At 53.4% G+C, this 15,811-nt stretch carries 14 protein-coding genes; 5 read left to right on the forward strand and 9 right to left on the reverse strand.

What is annotated here, in order from left to right:
- Positions 1 to 41: 41 nt before the first annotated feature.
- From ubiA to malK, 5 genes are all read right to left on the reverse strand, one after another.
- Positions 42 to 914: a 4-hydroxybenzoate octaprenyltransferase gene (gene ubiA, locus OGY17_RS18060; protein WP_286607962.1), complete on the reverse strand. Its 873-nt coding sequence runs from the start codon at positions 912 to 914 to the stop codon at positions 42 to 44.
- Between the two features lie 13 nt (positions 915 to 927).
- Positions 928 to 1,425 (reverse strand): chorismate lyase, encoded by a 498-nt coding sequence (gene ubiC, locus OGY17_RS18065; protein ID WP_003826587.1) that lies wholly within the window; start codon positions 1,423 to 1,425, stop codon positions 928 to 930.
- A 180-nt stretch (positions 1,426 to 1,605) separates the two neighbouring features.
- Positions 1,606 to 2,553, reverse strand: a complete 948-nt coding sequence (gene malM, locus OGY17_RS18070) for a maltose operon protein MalM (RefSeq protein WP_008786918.1) — start codon at positions 2,551 to 2,553, stop codon at positions 1,606 to 1,608.
- A gap of 113 nt (positions 2,554 to 2,666) precedes the next feature.
- Positions 2,667 to 4,007, reverse strand: coding sequence for a maltoporin (locus OGY17_RS18075; RefSeq protein ID WP_020996090.1), 1,341 nt, complete (start codon positions 4,005 to 4,007; stop codon positions 2,667 to 2,669).
- A gap of 77 nt (positions 4,008 to 4,084) precedes the next feature.
- On the reverse strand, positions 4,085 to 5,194 hold the full coding sequence (gene malK / locus OGY17_RS18080) for a maltose/maltodextrin ABC transporter ATP-binding protein MalK (protein ID WP_008786916.1): 1,110 nt from the start codon (positions 5,192 to 5,194) through the stop codon (positions 4,085 to 4,087).
- A 360-nt stretch (positions 5,195 to 5,554) separates the two neighbouring features.
- On the opposite strand from malK, the gene malE reads away from it, so the two are divergent.
- The 4 genes from malE to xylE all read left to right on the forward strand — a co-directional run bounded on the left by malE (position 5,555) and on the right by xylE (position 11,125).
- Positions 5,555 to 6,745, forward strand: coding sequence for a maltose/maltodextrin ABC transporter substrate-binding protein MalE (gene malE, locus OGY17_RS18085; RefSeq protein WP_003031680.1), 1,191 nt, complete (start codon positions 5,555 to 5,557; stop codon positions 6,743 to 6,745).
- 130 nt (positions 6,746 to 6,875) lie between these two features.
- Positions 6,876 to 8,420, forward strand: coding sequence for a maltose ABC transporter permease MalF (gene malF, locus OGY17_RS18090; RefSeq protein ID WP_008786914.1), 1,545 nt, complete (start codon positions 6,876 to 6,878; stop codon positions 8,418 to 8,420).
- Between the two features lie 14 nt (positions 8,421 to 8,434).
- The gene (gene malG, locus OGY17_RS18095) at positions 8,435 to 9,325 is read left to right on the forward strand and encodes a maltose ABC transporter permease MalG (protein WP_003826575.1); all 891 of its coding nucleotides are present in this window, start codon (positions 8,435 to 8,437) and stop codon (positions 9,323 to 9,325) included.
- A gap of 324 nt (positions 9,326 to 9,649) precedes the next feature.
- Complete coding sequence (xylE, locus tag OGY17_RS18100) at positions 9,650 to 11,125, forward strand: D-xylose transporter XylE (protein ID WP_032942091.1); 1,476 nt, start codon at positions 9,650 to 9,652, stop codon at positions 11,123 to 11,125.
- A 45-nt stretch (positions 11,126 to 11,170) separates the two neighbouring features.
- On the opposite strand, the gene psiE is transcribed toward xylE, so the two are convergent.
- A complete protein-coding gene (gene psiE / locus OGY17_RS18105) occupies positions 11,171 to 11,581 on the reverse strand; it encodes a phosphate-starvation-inducible protein PsiE (protein ID WP_003031674.1) in 411 nt (136 codons plus the stop codon).
- Positions 11,582 to 11,719: 138 nt separating this feature from the next.
- Between psiE and OGY17_RS18110 the strand changes: the two genes are divergently transcribed.
- Positions 11,720 to 12,172: an acyltransferase gene (locus OGY17_RS18110; protein ID WP_008786912.1), complete on the forward strand. Its 453-nt coding sequence runs from the start codon at positions 11,720 to 11,722 to the stop codon at positions 12,170 to 12,172.
- A 97-nt stretch (positions 12,173 to 12,269) separates the two neighbouring features.
- Here OGY17_RS18110 and OGY17_RS18115 read toward each other — a convergent pair whose 3' ends face one another.
- From OGY17_RS18115 to OGY17_RS18125, 3 genes are read right to left on the reverse strand one after another with little or no spacing between them, the layout of a single operon-like run.
- Positions 12,270 to 14,366: a YjbH domain-containing protein gene (locus OGY17_RS18115; RefSeq protein WP_118263005.1), complete on the reverse strand. Its 2,097-nt coding sequence runs from the start codon at positions 14,364 to 14,366 to the stop codon at positions 12,270 to 12,272.
- On the reverse strand, positions 14,366 to 15,103 hold the full coding sequence (locus tag OGY17_RS18120; RefSeq protein WP_191215244.1) for a capsule biosynthesis GfcC family protein: 738 nt from the start codon (positions 15,101 to 15,103) through the stop codon (positions 14,366 to 14,368). Before OGY17_RS18120 ends, OGY17_RS18115 begins: the two co-directional genes overlap by 1 nt.
- On the reverse strand, positions 15,100 to 15,738 hold the full coding sequence (locus tag OGY17_RS18125) for a YjbF family lipoprotein (protein WP_020996091.1): 639 nt from the start codon (positions 15,736 to 15,738) through the stop codon (positions 15,100 to 15,102). The genes OGY17_RS18120 and OGY17_RS18125 overlap by 4 nt, the downstream gene beginning before the upstream one ends.
- Positions 15,739 to 15,811: the final 73 nt, after the last annotated feature.

The following is a 15,811-nucleotide window of genomic DNA, read 5'->3' on the forward strand; positions in this document are numbered from 1 at the left end:
TCGAAATGACCGGTTTTTTTATTTTGCAGGCTACGCCAAAATCAAAAATGCCAGTAGCTCATTGCCAGACCTAAGAACAGCACCAGACCGACGTAGTTATTGTTCATAAACGCTTTAAAGCAAGCATCACGTTCACGGTTGACGATCAGTTTCTGCTGATAGACAAACAGCGCGCCCGCCACCAACAGAGACCAGTAATAGCCCAGTCCTAACCCGTTTAACCAGCCCACCAGCGCCATCAGCACCAGCACACCTACCTGCAAAATACCAATAATCAGCTTGTCGTTCTGACCGAACAGGATCGCGGTCGATTTAATGCCGATCTTCAGGTCATCATCCCGGTCAACCATGGCGTACTGCGTATCATAGGCCACCGCCCAGAGAATATTCGCAAGGAACATCAGCCAGCAGCTCAGCGGTACGGATTCACTCACGGCAGCGAACGCCATCGGGATCGACCAGCCAAACGCCGCCCCCAGCACCACCTGCGGCAGATGCGTATAGCGCTTCATAAACGGGTAAACCCACGCTAATGCTAATGCCGCAACGGACAACAAAATGGTCATCGTGTTGAGGGTCAAAACCAGCAGGAAGGCCAGCAGCACCAGTACCACAAACAGCGTTCGGGCTTCTTTCTCGGTGACAGCCCCGCTCGGCAGCGGTCGATTCGCGGTGCGTTTGACGTGCCCGTCAAATTTCCTGTCGGCATAATCATTCACCACGCATCCGGCGGCGCGCATTAACCAAACGCCAGCGACAAAAACCGCCAGGATCCACAGTTGCGGCACGCCTGGGGTCGCCACCCACAGAGCCCACAGCGTAGGCCAGAGCAGCAGTAAGGCGCCGATTGGCTTATCCGTACGCATCAAGCGGTGAAACGCCAGCAGCTTATTCTGCGTCAGACTCCACTCCATCTTTATCTTCCTCTCAGTACAACGGCGACGCAGGCAGAAAAAGCTCGGTAAGCATCAGTGGCTTACCGCTCAGCCGCAGGCGGGAACGACGCCCCCACAGCGCTGCATCGCGGCCAATCTCAATAAAATCTCGGGTCAATGTCGATGACGTAAACAGGTAGCGTCCGAGCGGGGTTTTCCCCAGGTTCTGTAAGGCCAGTTCAGGGCCGCACAAGGTTGATTCAGGCACTACAGTCCGTCCGGCAAGCCAGGGTTCACCATCCGCGCATAACAGGATTTCACGTAACCAATAACGAGACTCTTTAGGCAGCAGCGTCAGTTCTTCAGCCACCTCATTTTGCCCAACGAATTCTTCGCGAATCAACGTTACGGTGACCTTTTTCCCCTGCTGCTCAAAACGTTTGGTCATGGAATCTTCCAATAACAACCAGTCGAGCAGTTGGGCGTCCAGCGCCGGGATCGCATCAAAATAACGTAGCGCCCGCAGTTGCGTTAACGCAGGGTGTGGCATGCCTTACTCTCCGATTTATAACCTGAAGGCATTGTATCGCAGAAAAGGCATTACGGGGTGAGCAAACACGATTAAGTGATCGGTAGGGCAACATAAGTGTAACAATTAGCACCGAAGGATAAAAAAAGGTGCGCCAGGAGACGCACCAGTTGTTGCAAAATCAACAATGTGGGGAGATGTTTACCCCTTGCCTTTTACACTGCTGATAAAGGTGGATCGGGCAGATTTGGATCCCAGACGTTCCGCTTCATCAAGCAGCTTCAGCGCTTTATCAACATCGCCTTTCGCCACGGCATCCTTAATCGCCTGATTAAAATAGCTTTCCGTGTCGTTCAGCATTGGCTCGCTTTTCTTCACGGGTTGTGGTGCCGGAGCAGCAACGGCTGCCGCCGGAGCCGCGTAAGCCACTGCAGGCGCGGCGGTATTACCAACCGTAACAGGGCCAGGGCCGGAAGAACCAAACAGCGGCCCGACCAGCACGCTGGAGGAGGAGCTGGTTTTAACTTTCAGTTTCAGCAGACCATCGGTGGTATGACGCGCGATCGGGTCAGGGATATCAGGAACAGCGTTACCTACCCCCTTGGCATAGGCTTTTGCCGGGTCGAGCAGGGTCGTGGTCTGCTGGAGATCTTTATCTGTGGTAAAGACCAGAACATACAGTTTTTGCTGGCCCAGCGCTGGCGTCAGACGCATTACGCCTTCCAGACGATCGGCACTCATCACGCCGGGCTCCTGGTAGGTGAAATAGCTGCTGGGGAAGAACGCAGATGGCGTCATGTTTTGGTCAAGAATTAAGACGTTTGGCGCAAATACGCTGGTTTGTTTGTTGACTTCACTGGACAGCGTCAGGGTCAGTTCGCCAATGTTCGCCGGTACGCTATAGGCCGCTACAGGGCCAGTAATACCAGCAACATCTAAACGCTGACCTGCATTGGCAAGCTGTGTGGACTGAGTTTTAGATTGATCAACCGGCGTCCAGGTTAACTGTTGCAGCGCCGCAGTGGGAATAGTCGGGGCCGCGGTGGTGTTCTGCGGAACAATATTTACATCGGCCAGGCTGATGCCAGGCGCACTGGCAAATAACCCTGCAGATAAACAAAGGGCAACGAGACTTTTCTTCATTTTCATTGTTATCACCTCAGATAGCATGGGTTCAGCGGTGGCCAGGCAATAGCGCGCTAAACCGTAATCAAGAGGGGCTTGCGCCCCTCTTTCGGTCTTTACGTCAGGTTAGTGCTGAATTACCACCAGATTTCCATCTGAGCACCGAAGGACCACTCATCGCTGTCGCCACGGCTGGTGGTGCTGATACCAGAGTTTGTTGCAGCTGCGTATTTAGATACGTTGTTACCATTTTTAACGTAGCCCCACTCTTCATCCCATTTTGCATAGGTTGCAAAGACGCGGATTGCCGGACGAGACCAGATGCTGTCGCCTGCCTGCCACTGTTGCGCCAGGGTGATTTTGTATTGGCTGTTGCGATCGCCAGTCTGTTGAGATTTGACGTTGTCGTAGCCGACTTCCATCAGGGTGCTCATGATCGGCGTCCATTTGTACATCGGACGAATACCGACGGTGTACCATTCGGTCCCCAGGTCGTTATCCATATCGATATTCTGATACATACCGACGTACATCAGGTCCCACTTGTCGCCCAGAGAGATAGCGCCGTGGTCAAGTACGCGCACCAGGCTACCGTTGTTATTCACAACATTGTTGGCATAGTTCACGCCATCAATAGTAATGCTAGATGAGCCGTAGGAACCTTGAGACAGGCCTTTGCCCTGAGTGGTCATAGAATCTGTCGCGTACTGAACCACAAACTTGTTGTAGCCCTTCAGCATGCTCTGGGTATGTTCAGCGGTGAACATCCAACCGTCTTTAGATGCGCCGTCTGCCAGGCTGTAGTCGTCGGTGGTGTTAGCACGACCGTAGTCGACGCCCAGCTCCAACATACCATCCGGGTTAGTAGCCATCTGCGCTAAACGAACGTCAAATACATCGTTCGCGGTGTCCTTGGTACGGTCATAGATATTCTGGCTGCTGAACGCGTATGAACCGCCCGCTTCCTGAGAACGGGTTGCTGCCAGAGATAGTTTACCGAAGCCCAGATCGATGTTTTCAATACCAGCACCAGGACCTGAAATATCCCAGTAGTAGAAGTCGATCATGTGGACGTCATGACGCTGATAGAAGCGCTTACCGGCCCAGATAGTGGAGCCTGGCAGCCATTCAATCAGGTTTTTACCCTGCACGTTGGCTTCACGGAAGGCCGGGTCAGTCCCTTCCCAGTCATTTTGCTGTGCAACGGAGTAGGCAACGTTAGTGTCGAAGTAGAAGCTCTTATCGCCCTCTTTCCACACTTCCTGACCTAATTTAATTTCCGCATAGGTTTCACATTCGTTACCAAGACGGTATTTACTTTGTGCACCTGTTGCCTGGAAACATTGTTGTTCACCGCCGCTACCTGTCCAGCCAATGCCGGAACGAGCATAACCATGGAAATCCACAGCCATTGCCTGAACAGACATAATGCCTGCTGCTACAGCAACCGCCAGAGGGAGTTTGCGCAGAGTAATCATCGTTCTATCTCCTGAGATCATTGCTTTTCTTTGAACGCTTCACCTTGACGGATTTGCGTTTTTTTTAATGGGACACCTTAAACGCCCGGCTCCTGGTGCAACCGACGACATGCAGTGCCATCCTCACGGAACAGATGGCAACGCTCTGGCGGCAGGCCGATAGCGAAAGTGGCACCCTCTTCTACCAACACCACGTCGTTCTGGCGGTAAACCAGGTTTTGACGGATGGCGGGGATCTGGATATGAATTTGTGTTTCGTGACCAAGCTGCTCGACCACCTGCACTTCACCTTCAAGGGTGACATCGGCGATATCGCTGGGCAGCAGATGTTCCGGGCGGATACCTAAAGACATGTTGGCGCCAACCTGTACCGCATGGCTGTCTACCGGGAGCCAGACTTGCTGGCGGTTTGGTAATTCAACCTGCACCTGATCAATCGCCGTTGCCGTGACTTTCACCGGCAGGAAGTTCATCTTCGGTGAACCAATGAAGCCCGCCACAAAGCGGTCAGCCGGGTAGTGATACAGTTCCAGAGGCTTACCAACCTGCGCTACGCGACCGGCATCCAGCACCACAATTTTGTCGGCCAGCGTCATCGCTTCGACCTGATCATGGGTGACGTAAATCATCGTGCGGCCAAGACGTTTATGCAGGCGGGAGATTTCAATACGCATCTGCACGCGCAGAGCGGCGTCGAGGTTCGACAGTGGTTCGTCCAGCAGGAATACGCGCGGTTCGGCGACCAGCGTACGGCCAATCGCCACACGCTGACGTTGTCCACCGGAAAGCGCTTTCGGTTTACGCTCCAGCAGGTGCGCCAGTTGCAGAACTTCCGCAACCTGATTCACCCGCTGGTTCATCACCTCTTTTTTCGCTCCGGCCAGTTTGAGGCCGAACGACATGTTCTCCGCGACGGACAAATGGGGATACAACGCGTAGGACTGAAAGACCATGCCCACACCGCGTTCGGCGGGCGGAATGTCGTTCATTCGGGTCTCTCCGATAAACAGGTCGCCACTGGTGATGGTTTCAAGTCCAGCGATCATACGCAGCAAGGTCGACTTACCGCAGCCTGACGGTCCGACAAACACCACGAATTCCCCTTCGTGAATGTCGAGATTGATATCTTTCGATACCACCACGTCACCCCAGGCTTTCGTTACATTTCGTAGCTGTACGCTCGCCATGCCCTTCTCCCTTCGTTACAACCTGTCATCGACAGCAACATTCATGATGGGCTGACTATGCGCGATCCCTTGACTGCGTGAATCCTCCACCCCCCGGCTTTTTTATGGGGGAGGAGGCGGGAGGATGAGAGAGCAGCGTCTGAGACCCGGGCCACCAGCCTCAGAGGAATTTCGTGATGCAGCCTGCAAAAATCGGTGGGTTTTTATGTGCGCCAGTACGCAATACTCACATTTATGTAACACAGATCACATAAAGAGCGGGTGGGGCGTAGGGGTAAGGAGGATGGAAAGAGGTTGTCGTATAAAGAAACTAGTAACCGTTAAGCCACCTCTGCAAAATCACCAAACAGGATGGGAACTATGAAAATCAAAACTGGCGCACGCATCCTCGCATTGTCTGCATTAACGACGATGATGTTTTCCGCCTCGGCTCTCGCCAAGATTGAAGAAGGTAAGCTGGTTATCTGGATTAACGGCGACAAAGGCTATAACGGCCTCGCTGAAGTGGGCAAAAAATTCGAGAAAGACACCGGGATCAAAGTCACTATTGAGCACCCTGACAAACTGGAAGAGAAATTCCCGCAGGTTGCCGCGACCGGCGACGGCCCGGACATCATCTTCTGGGCACATGACCGTTTTGGCGGCTACGCTCAGTCTGGCCTGCTGGCTGAAATCACGCCTGACAAAGCGTTCCAGGACAAGCTCTATCCGTTCACCTGGGATGCCGTACGCTATAACGGCAAACTGATTGCCTACCCGATCGCGGTTGAAGCGCTGTCGCTGATTTACAACAAAGACCTCGTTCCAAATCCACCGAAAACCTGGGAAGAAATTCCTGCACTGGATAAAGAGCTGAAGGCGAAAGGTAAATCCGCGCTGATGTTCAACCTGCAAGAACCGTACTTCACCTGGCCGCTGATTGCCGCCGACGGCGGTTACGCGTTCAAGTTTGAGAACGGTAAGTACGATGTGAAAGATGTTGGCGTGGATAACGCTGGCGCGAAAGCGGGTCTGACCTTCCTGGTTGATCTGATCAAGAACAAACACATGAACGCGGATACCGATTACTCCATCGCCGAAGCGGCCTTTAACAAAGGCGATACCGCGATGACCATCAACGGTCCGTGGGCGTGGTCCAACATCGATAAGAGCAAAATCAACTACGGCGTCACGCTGCTGCCAACCTTCAAAGGCAAAGCGTCTAAACCGTTTGTTGGCGTTCTGAGCGCCGGTATCAACGCCGCAAGCCCGAACAAAGAACTGGCGAAAGAGTTCCTCGAAAACTACCTGCTGACCGATCAGGGTCTGGATGAAGTGAACAAGGACAAACCGCTGGGCGCCGTTGCGCTGAAATCCTTCCAGGATCAGTTAGCGAAAGACCCACGTATCGCCGCCACCATGGATAACGCCCAGAAAGGCGAAATCATGCCGAACATCCCACAGATGTCCGCATTCTGGTATGCCGTTCGTACCGCAGTGATCAACGCAGCCAGCGGCCGTCAGACCGTCGATGCCGCACTGAAAGACGCGCAGGGTCGTATCACCAAGTAATGCAGTTGTGAACGTGCCGGATGGCGGCATAAATGCCTTATCCGGCCTACATACCCTGTAGGCCTGATAAGCGCAGCGTCATCAGGCACGCTGACCAACAGGTTTTCATTGTTGTTGAGGATTGAACCCCATGGATGTCATTAAAAAGAAACACTGGTGGCAAAGCGGCACGCTGAAATGGTCAGTGATGGGTCTGCTTGGGCTGCTGGTCGGTTACCTTGTTGTTTTGATGTACGCTCAGGGGGAGTACCTGTTTGCCATCATGACGCTGATTTTAAGCTCTGCTGGCCTGTATATTTTCGCTAACCGTAAAGCCTATGCCTGGCGCTATGTTTACCCGGGCGTTGCCGGTATGGGGCTGTTTGTCCTGTTTCCACTGATTTGTACAATCGCCATTGCTTTTACCAACTACAGCAGTACCAATCAGCTGACATTTGAACGTGCTCAGGAAGTCCTGATGGATCGTTCGTACCAGGCTGGGAAAACCTACAACTTTGGCCTGTATCCGGCGGGTGATGAGTGGCAACTGGCCCTCACCGACGGTGAAACCGGCAAGAATTACCTTTCTGACGCCTTTAAATTTGGCGGCGAGCAGAAACTGCAACTGAAAGAAGCCGAGGCGCTGCCGGCAGGCGAACGTGCAACGCTGCGTATCATCACGCAGAATCGCCAGGCGCTTACCCAATTGACCGCCATCCTGCCGGATGAAAGCAAAGTTACCATGAGTTCGCTGCGCCAGTTTTCCGGCACGCAGCCACTCTATACGCTAGCTGAAGACGGTACGCTCACCAACAGCCAGAGCGGCGTAAAATACCGCGCCAACAACGATATTGGTTATTATCAGGCGATTAACGCTGACGGTAGCTGGGGTAGCGAAAAACTCAGCCCGGGCTACACCGTTGCCATCGGCTGGGATAACTTCACCCGCGTATTTACCGACGAGGGCATCCAGAAACCGTTCTTCGCCATCTTCGTCTGGACGGTGGTCTTCTCGGTACTGACCGTTATTTTGACCGTTGCCGTGGGCATGGTGCTGGCCTGTCTCGTACAGTGGGAGTCTCTCAAAGGCAAAGCGATTTACCGCGTCCTGCTGATTCTTCCGTATGCCGTACCGTCGTTTATCTCGATTCTGATTTTCAAGGGCTTATTCAACCAGAGCTTTGGTGAAATCAACATGATGCTGAGCGCGCTGTTTGGCATCAAACCGGCCTGGTTCAGCGACCCAACCACCGCGCGTTCGATGATTATTATCGTCAACACCTGGCTCGGTTATCCATACATGATGATCCTGTGCATGGGTCTGCTGAAAGCGATTCCTGACGACCTGTATGAAGCCTCGGCGATGGATGGCGCAGGTCCGTTCCAGAACTTCTTTAAGATTACGCTACCGCTGCTGATTAAGCCGCTGACGCCGCTGATGATCGCCAGCTTCGCCTTTAACTTTAACAACTTCGTGCTGATTCAGCTGTTGACCAACGGTGGTCCGGACCGTCTTGGTACCACCACACCAGCCGGTTATACCGACCTGCTCGTGAGCTACACCTACCGTATCGCCTTTGAAGGCGGCGGTGGTCAGGACTTCGGTCTGGCGGCGGCGATTGCCACGCTGATCTTCCTGCTGGTTGGTGCGCTGGCGATTGTGAACCTGAAAGCCACACGTATGAAGTTTGATTAAGGGAGATAACGACAATGGCTATGGTCCAACCGAAATCACAAAAGTTACGTTTATTCGCAACGCACTTAGGGCTGCTGATTTTTATCGCGGCGATCATGTTCCCGCTGCTGATGGTTATCGCTATCTCGCTGCGCGAAGGTAACTTTGCCACCGGCAGCCTGATCCCGGAAAACATCTCCTGGGAACACTGGAAACTGGCGCTGGGCTTTAGCGTTGAACACGCGGATGGCCGTGTGACGCCACCGCCGTTCCCGGTACTGTTATGGCTGTGGAACTCGGTGAAAGTGGCCAGCATTACCGCGATCGGTATCGTGACGCTTTCCACCACCTGTGCTTACGCCTTTGCCCGTATGCGTTTCCCGGGCAAAGCAACCCTGCTGAAAGGGATGCTGATTTTCCAGATGTTCCCGGCGGTGCTGTCTCTGGTCGCGTTGTATGCTTTGTTTGATCGCCTGGGCCAGTACATTCCGTTTATCGGCCTGAACACGCACGGCGGGGTGATCTTCGCCTACCTCGGCGGTATTGCGCTGCATGTATGGACGATTAAGGGCTATTTCGAAACTATCGACGGTTCACTGGAAGAAGCGGCCGCGCTGGATGGCGCTACGCCGTGGCAGGCATTCCGCCTGGTGCTGCTGCCGCTTTCCGTTCCGATTCTGGCGGTCGTGTTTATTCTGTCTTTCATTGCCGCTATTACCGAAGTACCGGTCGCGTCACTGCTGCTGCGTGATGTGAACAGCTATACCCTTGCGGTAGGTATGCAGCAGTACCTCAACCCACAGAACTATTTGTGGGGCGACTTTGCCGCCGCGGCTGTACTTTCAGCCATTCCGATCACTCTGGTGTTCTTGCTGGCACAGCGCTGGCTAGTCAACGGTCTGACCGCGGGTGGTGTGAAAGGTTAAGTTTTACCGAAGTACCTGCCCGGCAACGGGCAATGCCACTGCAACCCTCAACTTATGTTATCCCAACCTGTGACTGTTATTCGGCGCTCTACGGAGCGCCCTTTTTTTATGTTATTTTGCATCACTGTTACGATTATTTCCTTTCGTGCTCCCCATCACTGCAATTCTATTTTCCGTCTGAATATAGATAAATTAAACAGAATTAAGATCACAGAAAAGACAAAACGTAATTGCAATGTAAAAAATGATAATTGTCTTCCCTGCCTGTTAAATTCAACATCACGGCACTGATCAAAAGAGCTGTATCCTCTAAGGCAGGTCTGAATGAACTCTCAATATAATTCCAGTTATATTTTTTCGATTACATTAGTGGCAACGTTAGGAGGGCTATTATTCGGCTACGACACTGCGGTCATATCCGGAACGGTAGAATCCCTGAATACCGTGTTTGTCGCGCCACAACATTTAAGTGAATCCGCCGCCAACTCGCTGTTGGGCTTTTGCGTCGCCAGTGCGTTGATAGGCTGCATCATCGGCGGTGCACTGGGCGGCTATTGCAGTAACCGGTTTGGCCGCCGGGACTCGCTGAAAATCGCGGCTCTGCTGTTCTTTATTTCCGGTATTGGTTCCGCCTGGCCGGAATTAGGCTTTACGACGATTAATCCTGATAATTCCGTACCTGTTTATTTGGCCGGATACGTTCCCGAATTTGTTATTTATCGTATCATTGGTGGTATTGGCGTAGGTTTAGCCTCAATGCTCTCACCAATGTATATTGCTGAACTGGCACCCGCACATATTCGTGGAAAACTGGTGTCATTTAACCAATTCGCCATTATTTTTGGTCAATTGTTGGTGTATTGCGTTAACTATTTTATCGCCCGTTCTGGCGACGCTAACTGGTTGAATACCGATGGCTGGCGCTATATGTTTGCGTCCGAAAGTATTCCCGCCCTGCTGTTTTTACTGCTGCTGTACACCGTACCAGAAAGCCCGCGCTGGCTGATGGCGCGTGGCAGACACGAGCAGGCGGAAGGTATTCTGCGCAAAATTATGGGCAGCACCCTCGCCACCCAGGCCATGCAGGAGATCAATCAGTCTCTGGACCATGGTCGTAAAACCGGTGGTCGCCTGCTGATGTTTGGCGCAGGCGTTATCGTCATCGGCGTAATGCTGTCTATCTTCCAGCAATTCGTCGGTATTAACGTCGTACTCTACTACGCCCCAGAGGTGTTTAAAACGCTGGGAGCCAGCACCGATGTGGCACTGTTACAGACCATCATTGTTGGCGTGATCAACCTGAGCTTTACCGTGCTGGCGATCATGACGGTGGATAAATTTGGTCGCAAACCGCTGCAGATTATTGGCGCTCTGGGCATGGCCATTGGTATGTTCAGCCTCGGTACCGCGTTTTATACCCAGGCTTCCGGGCTGGTTGCTCTGCTGTCGATGCTGTTTTACGTCGCCGCATTCGCCATGTCCTGGGGACCGGTTTGCTGGGTGCTGCTGGCAGAAATCTTCCCCAATGCGATTCGCGGCAAAGCGCTCGCCATTGCGGTGGCCGCACAATGGCTGGCGAACTATTTCGTCTCCTGGACCTTCCCGATGATGGACAAAAATTCGTGGCTGGTTTCCCATTTCCACAACGGTTTCTCCTACTGGATTTACGGTTGTATGGGTATTCTGGCGGCGCTGTTTATGTGGAAGTTTGTACCGGAAACCAAAGGCAAAACGCTGGAAGAACTTGAAGAACTGTGGGAACCCGCCGCAGAGAAAACCCAGCCTGCCTCTGCGCAGTAACCCTGACCTGCAACACGCCGCAGCCCGATTGCGGCGTGTTGTCTGTTACTCTCGCTTCAGCCGTTTTGAATTACACAGCCACAGGGTGATCACCAGCAGCAGGATCGCCGCGGAATAGATCAGCACATCCATCGGTGCTTTATGATCGACAATGATCAACCGCACAATCGCGGTGATCCCGATATAGACAAAATAGCGCAACGGAAAGTGAAACCCCGACTGAAAGTACTTCACAATCAGCGCGATAAATTCAAAATAGAGGAAGTAAACCACCAGCCCTTCCACCAGCTCATACTTGCTGGTTTGTTCCGGCGCGAACAGCACATCCGCCAGATGCAGCGTTTCTTTCCCGAGGAATACAACCAGGATCAGGCCCAGACTCAGCAGTCCCAGATTCAACACGGTCTGTAAGATGGTGGAGATAAACTCCACGCGCGGACGAGATAGCGACGTCATAACAGCACCTCTTACTCAGTGGCGAGGTTCCTGTATAACGCAAAAATGTGACAGAGATCTACATTTTTTGTTTATGTTTTGTGCAAGAAAGGTCAGCGGGGAATGATGAATGTCACGACACATTTCACAGGATGAAGTATGCAGCTAAGACAATCCGCTGTCCGCAACGTTACCTGCGGTGAGAACGTGGTGATTTATGAACCCGCAAATCTCTACAACTGCACATTGGGTGACAACGTTTTTGTCGGGCCATTTGTTGAAATCCAGGGTAATACGCAAATTGGCGCAGACAGCAAAATTCAGTCGCACACTTTCATCTGCGAATATGTCACCCTGGGCGCCCGCTGTTTTATCGGTCATGGCGTGATGTTCGCCAACGATATGTTTCGCGAAGGAAAACCCAACGCCGACCGCAACAGTTGGGGAAGAATTTCGATTGGCAACGATGTCTCAATCGGCAGTGGAGCGACCATTCTGGCGGTCACCATCTGCGATGGCGCGGTCATCGGTGCGGGGAGCGTGGTGACCAAATCGATCACCGAGAAAGGCGTGTATGCAGGAAACCCGGCAAAATTATTGCGTCGCCTGTAACTTGCCTGCTGACGGCGCAAATGCCTTATCCGGCCTGCAGTACAGGCAGTTTGTAGGCCGGATAAGCGTAGCGCCATCCGGCTGGCAAACGGCTCGATTACCGGAAGTTCTCACTTCTGTCGCTGGTCATGTCGTACAGACCAAACTTACGTCCAAGCTGCTGGCCGCCATCACGCGTTAACGGCGTCCAGCCAATCGCCGCACGGCTGCGGGTCGGGCCTGACGAGAACAGATCCAGCGGCACGGATACGTACACCCCTTTGGTAAAATCACCCTCTCCGTACTCATCCGGCGAGGCGTCGGTGATGGTCGCATAGCCGCCTACCACAACGCCACTGTCAAAGCGCTTCGCCACTTCCAGCGTTCCGCCCTTATCTCCCGCCAGATACTGACCCACGCTGGCTTTCACCAGTACATCCTGAGCGAATGACGGATTCCAGTACGCCGTCAAATGCCCGGTCTTCACGCTGTAGTCGGTGAATTTCATCATGTCCTGCGCGCTACGCCAGTCACGCTGTTTCACGTAGTTGGCATCAACACCAAACGCCCAGTTGCTGTCCAGCGGACGATACAGCACTTCTGCCCCCGCTCCGCCGTACATGGTTTCCAGATAGCCACCGTAAACCTGTCCGTAGAACCCGTTTCCGAGTGACTGGAAGTAGTTGGCCTGCAGGTTATTCACGTAGACATCGTTTTGCACATACTCGCGCACATGGGTACGCACTCGTGGCAAATGCGAATCCTGCGGCGGGTTGGTGTAGTTAAATTTGTCATAGTTATTGGCGAGGTTGGCGAACAAACTCCCGGTGGTCAGCAGGTGATCGGTAACCCACCAATCCGCCGTTCCCATCACGCCCAACTGATACATATAGAAGTTTTCCGGGCCGCCCACCGACTGGTTAAGCACCGGATCGATGTGGAAATCGAAGCGTGACTTATCGATATACCAGCCCTGCTCGGTCGTTTTCGGCACCACGGGCTCAACGCGTTTTTGCGCCAGCTGGGTTTCATGGCCCAACGGTTCGCCTTCCAGATGACGTTTGAGGCTGGAAACCTCCGTTTCGGTCGTCACCTGCGGCAAGTTAAGACGATTTTCCGTAATACGGATCGTGCGGATCCCGTCGGGAAGATCGTTCATCACGATCCGGTTGGCACGTTCGATCCCTTCGCGCGAATCACGATATTTCACCTGTTCACCGGTCACATACAGCGTATCGCCCTGCACCTGAATTTTAGGCTCGGCCAGTCCGGCGTTATATTTCAGCAGCGTTAGCTGATTCGCCACCACCGAGTGTTGCAGGATGGCATCCTGCGGCTGTGGCTGATATTTCGGGCGGGCATTGTCGTTATAGTTTGGCCGCAGATCGTTGAAGTTTGTCCGCAGCGTGACCCCAAACATAAAGGTGTTCCCGCGCTCATAGCTGAGGTTAACGTCGGCCCAATCGGTGACGCGATAAATAGCGCCGACGTTAAACTTGCTCTTCTGATCCAGCTTGCCCGCAAAATCCTGCTGGTAATTGTTTCCCTCATACTCCAGTTTCAGACGCAACGGCTGCCAGGGCGTCTGATACTCGACGCCGCCAAACAGCGATGCCGGGCCGTGGAACATCTGGCTGCCGTCAATAGAACCGGCCTGCTTGTAGCTGTTATCGCGATAGCAGAATTTATCGCTGTATGAGCAAAACGGATTGCTGACGTTACCGCTGGTCCCGAGATATCCCCAGCCCAAGCCAAGCGAGAAATCAAACGGCCCCCAGGCTTTATTCGCCACAATATACTCCGCATCGAACAGGCCAGTTCCGCCAATATCTCGCGCGCCAACCGCCACCTGCGGCATCCAGTAGCTCTCTTCCCACAGCCGTAGTTTGAGATCAAAAGCTTTATCCTTGTAAGTCTGATCGCCAGAAAACGACTCCACGCTACTGTATTTTTTGGTACGCACATCGGTGTAGCGCAGCGTGGTTTCCAACCACGGGAAGAGCTGCACCGACGCAGAGTAGTAGCGGTACTGATCGTTATCGCGGTAATTGAGGCTCATTTCGCCCTCACGTGCCATGCGTGCGGTTGGGGTTTGCAGCAGCCCCACGCCGCCAAAATCGGACTGCGAAGGTCCAATGGGCGCGGGCCAGGTTTCACCGTGGCAGGCAACGCTTACGCCCAGCGCCAGTAAGCTGAGCAGGTAAGTTTTTCTCATTATTCGGGTATCCGCTGGGTCAGGGTGCGAAGAATGTCGGCATTAATTTCATCCGAGGTGCTGCTCCAGACAGCATCAGAGAGTCCGACATAAATAATGCTGCCGGGCATCGGCTCAACGTGACGTTTGTTCCAGTAAGCGACCGATACTTTTTGCGTGCGCCCGTCAGGATAGATAACCCAGGCGAAGCTACGATCCGCGCCGCTGAGCCGACTTTGCCCATCGAGATAACTGGCAACATCGCGCCCGGGCATAAACGGTTGTTTACCCGGATGGCTTAGCAGGCCAAACAGCGTGATATGCGTTGGCTGTGCTCCGACCCACAGCGTGTAATTGCCCTGCAACGGCGGGTTGCCTCGCTCGCTGACGCGCACAACATCCGGGTCAAGATTAATCATCTGCCTGCCAGTCACCTTCAACGCCTGAATCTGCTGGCGTAATGTGTTGATAGCGGCAGCATCGTCACCGCTTTCTTCAGCACTCAGCGCTGCCAGACGAGCCAGTAATGCCTGCTGCTGACGTCCCGCCTCCATCGTTGCCCGCTCTTCGCTGATAACCGCGCCTGGCCACCAGCTATTGCTCAACCGCGGCTGTCCAACCAGGTCGAGCAGATGTTCGGCCCCGGTCAGCGTTTTTGGCTCTTCGCTGGCGGAGGTAAAGACCTTAACGCTGCCCGCAGCAAAAACAGACGCTGCGCTCAGGCTCAACAGCAGCGCCATAACGACTCGTTTGATCATGATTTTGCCGCCTTAATCAGCGTGGTTTTCACCGGGAAGTAATGCGCGCCAAGATACTGTTCCGACTGGCGAATCTGCCCTTCACTGTCGATCCAGTAGCGGTTATGCCAGCGCGTTTGATCGGTAGTTATCTCTTCATCGAGGATCCGTACCGGGGTGTCATCGCTGCCGACCTTGATGGTGTCTGCGCCATCCCATTTGAAAACCGATCGCGCGGTGGCATAGCGTACCTGCTGATGTTCAGTCCAGCCCATTGTGCGGGTCCACGTTGCGCCATCGACTATCTGATTGGGTTTGATGAGTGGGTCTTCCGCCAGATTATTCACCTCAATTAGGTTGTCCCCGCCGAGATGCGTTTTCACAATGCGCCCATGCTGCGTGACGAGAATAGCCCGATCCTGAGTCACCCATTTCTGCTGTCCGTTTTCCGCAAATGCGAGTACCACAAACAATTGGGGACCGCCGTTTAGCTGCATATACTGGCTGGCGTAGGGCATATTTTGGATTTCATCGTCCGTCATCTGTACGCCGGGAGTACCAAACACGCTATCCCACAGCGAATGCCCCAACCCTTCGGTGGTGGCTGAGCACGCCTGCAGTAACAGGCAAACCATTATGAGCGCTGGTCGCTTCACGACGTTTCTCCGCATTATTGCCGGGTGGCGCAACGCTTATCCGGCCTACAAATCCCACATACTTTTGGCAATT

The sequence above is a fragment of the Citrobacter sp. Cpo126 genome, assembly GCF_030332445.1.
GTDB lineage: Bacteria > Pseudomonadota > Gammaproteobacteria > Enterobacterales > Enterobacteriaceae > Citrobacter > Citrobacter portucalensis.